The following is a 10,968-nucleotide window of genomic DNA, read 5'->3' on the forward strand; positions in this document are numbered from 1 at the left end:
CGGCCGGGCCGCGGCGGGGTCAGGACGGGCCGCCGAGGTGGTCGCCGATGGCTCGCCAGGTGGTGTCGGCATGTGCGCCGAGTACGCTGAAGTGATCGCCTGGTAGCGCGAGTTGGGTGTGTTGGGTCGGCCAGGCGGGCTGCCAGTCCGTGGTGGGGAAGCCGGGCAGTGGTGCCGCGGCCCGGGCCTGGAGCACCGGGGCGGCGACGGGGCCCGGCTTCCAGTCCGCGAACAGGGTGCCGTAGCCGCCCATCGCGGTGAGGCAGATGTCGTCGAGCGCCGCACCCGCAGGCCCGAGCCCGCCCCCGCCGGCCGCGAGGCCCGCACCCAGCACCGCCTGGATGTGGGGGAGCACCGGGCTGCCGGGCGGATAGCTGTCCACCAGCACCAGGCTCACCGGCGGCACGCCGATGGCCTCAAGGCGTTCGGCCACGGCGTGCGCGACCCAGCCGCCGGCGGAGTGCCCGAGCAGCGTGAACGGGGCGCCGTCGGCGATCCGTTGGACGTCGGCCGCGTGCAGGTCGAGGAGGGCGTCCAGGTCGACCGGGAGCGCCTCACCATCGACGAAGCCGGGCGCCGGCACCGCCCACAGGTCGCGCGATCCGCGGGCAGCCGAGGCCAGCCGCGCGTACTGGTGGGCGCCCGACTTGCCGGCGAAGGACGGGAAGCAGACCAGTCGGGGCCGGGCGGGCCCGCGCGCGAGCCGGACCGGGGCGGCGCGCCGGGTCAGCTCGTCCGGCGTGCGGAAGGTCTCCCGGAAGCGGGCCGCGTCCCGCAGGAAGCCGTCGAACGCGGCGAAGCTGCCCGCCCGCGCGGCCCGTACGGCGAGTGAGCCGAGCAACCCTACGGGCTCGGTCCGCGTGCCGGGCACGTCGGTGGCGCCGACGCGTACGGACGGGGTGGGTGTGTGGCCCCCGGGGGAGCCCGAAGTGGCAGTGTCCTGGCTGGCGGCCCCGGCGGAGGGTGTGGCCCCGGTGGCGGGCCCGGCCTGGGACGCGGAGCCGGTCGCCGCATGCCGGGCCGCCGGTTCGCGGGCCGGCGCGGGCGCGGAGAGCGGACCGTCAGCGGCGACCCCTTCAGGTCCCTGCGCCGAGCCCCCTACCGCGGCGTCGGCTCCGGCCTGCACCGCGCTGACCTGCGGGGCACCGGCCGTCGTCGCCGCAACCGACGGTGCCGTGACTGACGGTGCGTCGGCTGTGTCCGTGCCGGCTGCGTCCGCATCGGTCAGGCCCGCACCGCCCGCCAGCACAGGGATCGGCGCAGCAGCCGGAACCGTGTCCGAGACCTGCCCCAGCGCCTCCCACCCGGTGAGCAGGTGTGCGGCCAGATCGTCCAGGGTGGGGTGCTCGAAAACGGCGGTGCTCGACAGGGTGACGCCCGTCGCCCGCTGGAGGCCGTCGCGCAGTTCGGTGGCGGCGAGCGAGTCGATGCCGAGTTCCGGCAGGCCGAGGGCGGACTCGACCTCGTCGGTCGTGTCGTGCCCGAGGACGGCAGCCACCCGGGTGGCCACCAGCGACCGCAGTACGGCATGCCGCGCCGGCGCGTCCAGGCCCGCGATCTCGGCCGCCAACGCGCCCTGACCCTCGCCCGTCGGAGTCCCGCCCATCACCGCGTCCGCCGGCGCGCCCGGCGCCCGGACCGTGTCCTGGGGGCCGACCGGCCAGAACCTCCGCCGCTGGAACGCGTACGTCGGCAACGCCACCCGCGGGCCGCCCGTGAGCCGGGTCCCGACCGGAGCCAGGGGCCCAGCCGCACCCTGGGGGCTGGCACCGTCTCGGAGACCGCCGGCGACCCGCGTCCCGCCGATGCCCCGGTGGCCGCCAGGACCGGCCGTACCGTCGAACACCGCGTCCCAGTCCACCGACGCACCGTGGGCGTACGCATGGCCGAGCGCCGCCATCGCGCTCTCCGGCTCCGGCCTGCCGCGCCGCAGCAGCGGCACCGCAGCGATGGACCCGCCCCGCTCCACCGGCACCTCGCGCACCAGCGCCGACAGCACACCGCCCGGGCCGAGTTCGAGCACGCTGGTGATGCCGTCGGCGGCGAGCCGGCGGGCGCCGTCGTGGAACCGCACCGCCGCGCGTACGTGCCGTACCCAGTACTCCGGGTCGGTCAGCTCATCGGCGGTGGCCAGCGCGCCGCTCACGTTGGAGAGCACCGGGACGCGCGGCGACCGGTACGCCAGGGTGGCAGCGACCTCGCCGAACTCGGCCAACACACCCTCCGTGAGCGGCGAGTGGAAGGCCCTGGCCACCCGCAGTTGCTTCGTCCTGCGGCCGAGCGCGGCGAAGCCGGCGGCGATCTCGGCGACCGCGTCGGCCACCCCGGAGACCACGGTGCTCCGGGGCCCGTTGACGGCCGCGATCGAGACCCGGTCCGCGTGGTCGGCCAGCCGCGCGAGCACCTCGTCCTCGGTGGCCTCAAGCGCCGTCATCGCACCGCCGTCCGGCGTCGCCTGGAGCAGCCTGGCCCGCGCCGCCACCAGCCGGCAGGCGTCATCGGCCGACCACACCCCGGCCACATGGGCCGCGGCCAACTCGCCGATCGAGTGCCCGCCGACACAGTCCGGCACCACGCCGAAGGACTCGAGCAGCCGGTAGGCGGCCACACCCACCGCGAACAACCCCGGCTGGGTGTACACCGTCTCGTCCAACAACGCGGCGTCGGCGGTGCCGTCCGCCGCGAACAGCACCGACCGCAGGCCCGGCCGCCCCGGCCGGTCCGCGTGCTCGTCCAACAGCCCGCACAACTCGTCGAGCGACCGCGCGAAGACCGGGAACGCCTCGTACAGGCCGCGCCCCATCCCGGGCCGCTGGCTGCCCTGGCCGGGGAAGAGGAACCCGGTCCGGCCGCCGGTCACCGCGCCCCGCAGCACGCCCGGCGTCTCCGCGCCCGCCGCCAGCGCGGCGAGCCCGGCCAGCAACTCGGCCCGCTCCGCCGCGGCGCCCCGGCGGCCCGCGACGACCACCGCACGGTGGGAGAGCCCGGCCCGAGAGGCCGCCAGCGCGCGGCCGACGTCCACCGGTGCGGCCTCGGGCTGCCGGACCAGATGCTCCCGCAGCCGCGCGGCCTGCGCACGAAGGCCCTGCACACTGCGCGCGGACAGTGGCCACAGCAGCACGGGCGGCTCGGCCCCGCCCGGCGCGCCGCCGTCCCCGTCCGCAGCGGCACCCCTGTGCGGAGCACCGTCCGGGCCGTCCGTCTCGTGCACGTTGGCTGTTTCGTTCACCTCGGCCGTCTCGGCTGTGCCGTCCGCGTGCGCAGCGCCGTCCGCAGGCTGTGCCGCCGTTGCCGTCGCCGTCCCCGCCCCTGTCTCGGCTGGGGGCGCAGTCCCCGTCCCCACCTCCGGCGTCGCTCCGGGCGCGGGTGGTGCCTGTTCGATGAGTACGTGGGCGTTGGTGCCGCTGATGCCGAAGGCGGACACCCCGGCCCGGCGCGGCCGACCGGTGTCGGGCCAGGTCACCGGCTCGGAGAGCAGGGCGACCCGCCCCGAGTCCCACGCCACGTGCGGCGTGGGCTCCGCCAGGTGCAGGGTCGGCGGCAGCACCCCGTGCTCCATTGCTTTGACCATCTTGATCAGCCCGGCGACCCCGGCAGCCGCCGCCGTATGACCGATGTTGGACTTCACCGAACCCAGCCACAGCGGCCGGTCCGCAGGACGCTCCTGCCCGTACGTGGCGAGCAGCGCCTGTGCCTCGATCGGGTCACCCAACGGAGTTCCCGTGCCGTGCGCCTCCACCGCGTCCACCTCGCCCGGTGTCAGCCGCGCGTTGGCCAGCGCCTGTCGGATGACGCGCTGCTGTGCGGGCCCGTTCGGTGCGGACAGGCCGTTGCTGGCACCGTCCTGGTTGGTGGCGCTGCCGCGCACCGTGGCCAGCACCGGGTGGCCGTTGCGCCGGGCGTCGGACAGCCGCTCAAGGAGGAGCAGGCCGACCCCCTCACCCCAGGAGGTGCCGTCGGCGGTCGACGAGAAGGGCTTGCAGCGACCGTCGGGCGCCAGCCCGCGCTGCCGGCTGAAACTGATGAACGCCTGCGGCGTGGACAGCACCGTCACCCCACCGGCCAACGCCAACTCACTCTCACCCGAGCGCAGCGACTGACAGGCCAGGTGCAGCGCGACCAGCGACGACGAGCATGCGGTGTCCACCGTCACGGCCGGCCCTTCGAGCCCGAAGGCGTACGACAGCCGGCCGGACAGCACGCTGGCCGCGTTGCCCGTCATCAAATAACCCTCGATGTCGGCCGACGCCCCGAGCACGAGTTGCGGATAGTCCTGGCCGCTGGACCCTGCGAACACCCCGGTACGGCTGCCGCCGATCTGAGTCGGGTCGATGCCCGCCCGCTCGAACGCCTCCCACGCGGTCTCCAGGAGCAGCCGCTGCTGCGGGTCCATGGCCAGCGCCTCGCGCGGCCCGATCCCGAAGAACGCGGCGTCGAAGGCGTGCGCATCGGCGATGAACCCGCCCTCACGCGTGTACGTACGACCGCTGCGGCCCGGATCGGGGTCGTAGATCCCGTCCACGTCCCACCCGCGATCCGCGGGGAAGTCCGAGATCGCGTCGGTGCCGTCGGCCACCAGCCGCCACAGTTCCTCCGGGTTGTCCACCCCGCCGGGGAACCGGCAGGCCATCGCGACGATCGCGATCGGATCGTCATCTACCCCGGTCGTCGCCCGAACTACCGGCGCGGGCCGCGGTGCTTCCGTTACGGGGCCCGCGAGTTCGGTCCGCAGCCGCTGGCTCAGCGCCTCCGGCGTCGGATGGTCGAACACGGCGGTCGCCGGCAGCCGCACCCCGGCCGCGGCGTTCAACCGGTTGCGCAGCTCGACCGCGGTCAACGAGACGAATCCCAACTCGTTGAAGGAGCGCCCGACTTCCGGCGGTCCCTCAAGCCCCAGCACCACCGCGGCATGCGTCCGCACCACCTCAAGCAACAGCCGCTCCTGCTCACCCACCGACCGACCGGCCAACTCCCGCCGCAACTCCGCCCCTGGCGAGTCCCCTTCCCCCTCCACCTCATCCACACCGGACGCACCCAACGGCGCAACACCCAAGTCCCGGGTCTCCACCCAGTAGCGCCGCCGTTGGAAGGGGTAGGTGGGGAGGTTCGGGTGGTTGGTGGTGGGTGGGAGGAGGTGGGTCCAGTTGGGGGGTGTGCCGTGGGTGTGTGTGGTGGCTGCTGCGGTGAGGAGTTGGGTCCAGGTGCCGTGGTCGCGGCGGAGGGTGCTGGTGATGGTGGTGGGTTGTTGGGTGGTGTCGGTGATGTCGTGGAGTGGGGTGGTGAGGATGGGGTGGGGGCTGATTTCGATGAAGAGGGTGTGTCCGTTGCCCAGTGCGGTGGTGACGGCGTGGGTGAGGAGTACGGGTTGGCGGAGGTTGGTGTACCAGTAGTCGGCGGTGAGCTGGGTGGTGTCGAGTGCTTCGCCGGTGGTGGTGGAGTAGAACGGGATGGTGCTCTCCGTGGGCTTCAATTCGCCTAGTTTGTCAGCGAGTTGGCCACGCAGGGCTTCGACGTACGGACTGTGTGATGCGTAGTCGACGTTGATGCGACGGGCGCGAACGCCCTGCTGTTCGCAGTGTTCTAGGAGTTGTTCCACTGCGGTGGTTTGGCCGGCGATGACGGTGGTGTGGGGGCCGTTGTGGGCGGCGATGTGGAGCTGGTCTCCCCACGCCCCGGGGAGTTGCTGGGTGGCCTCCGGGGTGAGGGTGATGGAGGCCATCGCACCTTGTCCGGTGAGGGTGGTGTGGATGGCTTGGCTGCGGAGTGCGGTGACGCGGGCGCCGTCCTCCAGTGTCAGTGCTCCGGCGATGACTGCGGCGGGGATCTCACCTTGGGAGTGTCCGATGACGGCGGTGGGTTGCACACCCAGGGATTGCCACACCCTGGCGAGCGAGACCATGACGGCGAACAGTGCGGGTTGGACGACATCGACGCGCTCGATGGGTTCACCGTTGGTCAGTACGTCAGTCAGTGACCAGTCCACGTACGGTGCGAGTGCGTTCTCACACTCGGCTATCGACTGTCGGAAGACGTCAGACGTGGTGAGGAGTTCGGTGGCCATCCCGGTCCACTGGCTGCCCTGACCCGGGAAGACGAACACAGGCTTGGTGTGGTCGCCGCTGCCCGTGACCACGCTGGGGTGTTCTCGTCCGTCGGCGAGGGCGTGGAGTGCGTCCAGTAGGTGGTTGCGGTTGTGGGTGAGGAGTACGGCGCGGTGTTCGAGGGTGGCTCGGCCGGTCAGCAGGGTGTGGGCGATGGCGTGCGGGGTGGTGTCGGGGTGTTCTTCGATGTACGTGGCGAGTTGCGCGGCCTGGGCGCGTAGGGCCCGGCTGCCGCGGGCCGAGAGGACGACGGGGATGACGCCCGTCTCCACGGCCGGGCCCGCAGCGGCCGGTGCGTCCTCGGGCGACGCCTCGGGGGTGGCCTCCGGGGCCTGTTCCAGAATGATGTGCGCGTTGGTGCCACTGGCACCGAAGGAGGAGACGGCGGCCCGGCGGGGGCGGCCGGTCTCGGGCCAGGTACGCGCTTCGGTGAGCAGGCGTACGGCCCCGGACTCCCAGTCGACGTGCGGCGTGGGCTCGTCCACGTGCAGCGTCTTCGGCAGGGTGGCGTGGCGTAGTGCGAGGATCATCTTGATGATGCCGCCGACGCCGGCCGCGGCTTGGGTGTGTCCGATGTTGGACTTCAGCGATCCCAGCCACAGGGGCCGGTCCGCCGGCCGGTCCTGCCCGTAGGTGGCGAGCAGTGCCTGCGCCTCGATCGGGTCGCCGAGGGTGGTGCCCGTACCGTGCGCCTCCACCGCGTCGATGTCGTCGGTGGTCAGCCTGGCATTGCTCAGGGCCTGCCAGATGACGCGCTGCTGTGCGGGGCCGTTGGGCGCGGTGAGCCCGTTGGACGCGCCGTCCTGGTTGATGGCCGACCCGCGCAGTACGGCGAGGATCTGGTGGCCGTTGCGCTGTGCGTCGGAGAGGCGTTCGAGGAGGAGTACGCCGACGCCTTCGCCCCAGCCGGTGCCGTCGGCTGCGGCGGCGAACGCCTTGCAGCGGCCGTCGGGGGAGAGACCGCGTTGGCGGCTGAACTCGATGAACATGCCGGGGGCTGCCATGATGGCTGCGCCGCCGGCCAGGGCGAGGGTGGTTTCTCCGCGGCGTAGCGACTGGGCGGCCAGGTGCAGCGCGACCAGCGAGGATGAACAGGCCGTGTCGACGGTGAGCGCCGGGCCTTCGAGCCCGAACACGTACGACAACCGCCCGGAAATGACGCTCGCCGCGCCGCCCGACAGCAGATAGCCCTCCAGGTTCTCGGTCGCCCGCTGGACGAGCGACGCGTAGTCCTGTTGGCCGGTGCCCATGAAGACGCCGGTGCTGCTGCCGCGCAGCGTGGTCGGGTCGATGCCGGCCCGCTCGAACGTCTCCCAGGTGGTCTCCAGGAGCAGCCGCTGCTGCGGGTCCATCGCCAGCGCCTCGCGCGGCCCGATGCCGAAGAAGCCCGCGTCGAAGTGGCCCGCTTCGTCGATGAAGCAACCCTCGCGCCCGTACGTCGTACCCGGCTGGTCCGGGTCAGGGTCGTACAGCCCCGCCACGTCCCAGCCACGGTCGGTGGGGAACGGCGTCGCGGTGTCCCGGCCCTCCGCGAGGAGGTGCCACAGCTTCTCCGTGGTGTCGGCGCCCCCCGGGTAGCGGCAGGCCATGCCCACGACGGCGATCGGCTCGCCCTCGACGGACTCCAACTCCTGGAGGCGGCGGCGCGTCTCCTGGAGGTCGGTCGACACCCGCTTGAGGAAGTAGCGCAGCTTTTCCTCGGTCTCGCTCGCCACGGTGGTGCCACCCTTTCGGAAGGTCAGGAGGTCGGGAGAAGACGGTGGGATACGGCGGGGAGCGGCAGCCCCCGGCGGTCAGGAGATGCCGAGTTCGTTGGTGATGAAGTCGAAGACCTCGTCGTCCGCGGCGTCCGCCGCCAGGCCGGTGGGGGCCGTCGCCTCGGCGGCCGGCCGCTCGTCCCAGCGGGCCAGGACGGCACGCAGCCTGGTCGCGATCCGCGGCTGATCCGGATGGTCGGCGGCGATCGTCGTCAAGAGCGCTTCGAACCGGTCGAGTTCGGCCAGCACAGGCTCGGTGTCCGGCGCACCCTCCTGGGGCAGCGCGCCGTCCAGATAGCGGGCCAGGGACCGGGACGTGGGGTGGTCGAAGATCAGCGTGGCCGGAAGCCGGAGCCCGGTGTGGGCGGCGAGCCGATTGCGTAGCTCCACGGCAGTCAGCGAGTCGAACCCCAGGTCGTTGAAGGCCCGTTCGCCCTGTACGGCCGTCGCGTTCGGGTGGCCGAGGACGCTGGCCACCGCGCCGCGCACCAGGTCGAGCAGGACCCGCTCACGCTCCTCGCCGGCCAACCCGGTCACCTTCCCCCGCCACTCACCCGCCGCCACTGCCCCGCCAGCCGCCGCGCCCGGCGCCGTCGGGGACCCGGTCAGCGAGTGCAGCAGCGGCGGCACCGCGTCACCCGCCCCGCGCAGCGTGGCCAGGTTCAGCCGTACGGGGAGGAGCACGGGGTCGTTCCCGGTCAGCGCGGTGTCGAAGAGCGCGAGCCCGTCGTGCGGTGCCAGCGGCAGCACGCCCGAGCGGCGCATGCGGCGCTGGGCCGCCTCGTCCAGCGCACCCACCATGCCGCCGTCCTGCTCCCACGGCCCCCAGGCCAGGGAACGCGCCGGCAACCCGCGGGCCACGCGGTGCTGGGCGAGGGCGTCGAGGAAGGCGTTCGCGGCCGTGTAGTTGCCCTGCCCGGCGCCGCCGAGCGTGGCCGCCGCCGCGGAGAACAGGACGAACGCGTCCAGCTCCAACCCCTCGGTGAGCTCGTGCAACTGCCAGGCCGCATCCGCCTTCGGGCCCAGCACGGTGTCGAAGCGCTCCGCCGACAGCGCCTCCAGCGCACCGTCGTCCACCACGCCCGCCGCGTGCACGACCGCGGTCAGCGGATGCTCCGCCGGGATCGCGGACAACGCCCCGGCCAGCGCCGCACGATCCGACACGTCACAGCCGACCACCGTGACCTGCGCCCCCGCCGCGGTGAGCTCGGCCGTGAGCGCGCCCGCGCCAGGGGCCTGCGGTCCGCGTCGGGCGAGCAGCAGCAGGTGGCGCACGCCGTGCTCGGCGACCAGGTGCCGGGCCAGCAGCGCACCGAGCGCCCCCGTACCGCCGGTGATCAGGACCGTGCCGGCGCGGTCGCCCAGCCGCTGCGGGCCGGCCGCGGCAGCCGCGGCGGCGCCTTCGGCCCGGACCAGCCGAGGTACGAACAGACCGGCTGACCGCGCAGCGAACTGCGGTTCACTGGAGGTGGCGGCGCGCCACAGCGCCCGCCGGGCGTCCGAACCCGCTCCCAGATCGAGCAGCGTGAACCGGCCGGGGTGCTCCGCCTGCGCCGCCCGCACCAGGCCCCAGACCGGTGCCTGCGCCAGGTTCGGCACGTCCTCCGCCCGCCCGGCAGCGACCGCGCCCCCGGTCACCACGACCAGCCGGGAGGCGGCGAACCGCTCGTCACCGACCCACGCCAGCAGCGCCGTACGCGCCCACTCCAGCACCTCCCTGGTCGCCTCGGGCCCGGCCGCGGCGGCCCCCGTACCACTTGCGGCCGTATCGGGTGCAGCCGCATGAGGTACGGCCGTGTCCGATGCGGGTGCGTCCGCAGGTGCGTGCGGGCAGGTCAGGAAGACGGCCTCGGGCAGCGGGCGGCCCCCGGCCACCGCGTCCGCCAGGGCGATCAGGTGCGGATAGCGCTCCGGCGTGCCCGGCTGGTCCGTGGGTTCGACCTCGGCCAGCGGATCGTAGGGCCCGACCACCACCCGGTCGGCGCCGGCGAACCAGTCCGCCAGATCCGTCTGATCCGTGCCGGCCGTGCCAACCGCCCCGTCAGTTCCATCAGATGCAACAGATCCATCGGATTCATCCGTTCCGGCCGCGTCCGCGGGGCCCGTACCGGTCGCGGTCCACTCGACGCGGAACAGCGCGTCCCCGGCGGGGCCCCCGGCGGCGGCCCGCAACTGCGCCAGCGAGACCGGGCGCGCCCGCAACGCCGCCACCGACACGACCGGCGCGCCCGTCTCGTCTGTCACCAGCAGCGACATGGCGTCAGGGCCCGCCGGCGAGAGCCGTACCCGCAACCGGGCGGCACCGGTGCGGGCGCGCCGTACGCCCTGCCACGCGAAGGGCAGCAACACCTGGTCGCCGGTGTTGCCCACCAGCCCCGCGTGCAGCGCGGCGTCGAGCAGGGCGGGATGCACACCGTAGGAGGTGGCGTCCGCCTGGTACGGCTCGGGCAACTCGACCTCGCCGTAGACGTCATCGCCCGTACGCCACACGGCCCGCAGGCCCTGGAAGGAGGGTCCGTAACTGAAGCCGTCCAGGGCCACCGTGCGGTAGAAGTCGGTGATGCCGACGGGCACGGCACCCGGCGGCGGCCAGGCGCCGTCGAGCCCGTCAAGCCCTGCGGGCGCGGCCGGTGCGGCGTGGCCGGCGTCGAGGGCCGCGGCCAGCAGGCCGCTCGCATGTCGGGTCCAGGGGCCGGCGTCGGCGCCGTCCGGGCGGGCGTGTACGGAAATCGGTCGCCGGCCTTCCGCGTCGGGCGCACCCACCCGGAGCTGGACCCGCACCGCCCCTTCGGCCGGCAGGACCAGCGGACTCTCCTGGTCGAGCTCCTCCACACCCTGGCAACTAACCAACTGAGCGGCCTGCAGGGCAAGTTCGAGATAGGCGGTGCCGGGAACCACCACCGTGCCCAGCACGACGTGGTCGGCCAACCACGGATGCGTACGGGCGGACAGCCTGCCGGTCAGCAGCAGGCCGTCCCCGTCGGCCGGGGTGAGTGCCGCGGCAAGCAGCGGGTGCCCGGTGGCGTCCAGGCCCAGGTCGGCGGGGGGGGGGGGGGGGGGGGGCGCGCCCGCCGCCCGCCCGGGCGGGCCGGGGCGGGCGGGGGGGGGGG

General features: G+C 73.9%; 1 protein-coding gene and 1 pseudogene. Both read right to left on the reverse strand.

Annotated elements, in window-relative coordinates:
- Window positions 1-55: 55 nt before the first annotated feature.
- Window positions 56-7,816 (reverse strand): annotated as a pseudogene (locus AAHZ94_RS04975) (type I polyketide synthase); the annotation flags it as partial.
- Between the two features lie 78 nt (window positions 7,817-7,894).
- On the reverse strand, window positions 7,895-10,968 hold a 3,074-nt coding region (locus AAHZ94_RS04980; protein ID WP_349990835.1), incomplete at its 5' end, for a type I polyketide synthase.

Origin of the sequence: Streptomyces sp. HSW2009, assembly GCF_040240285.1 — a bacterium.
Classification (GTDB): domain Bacteria; phylum Actinomycetota; class Actinomycetes; order Streptomycetales; family Streptomycetaceae; genus Streptomyces.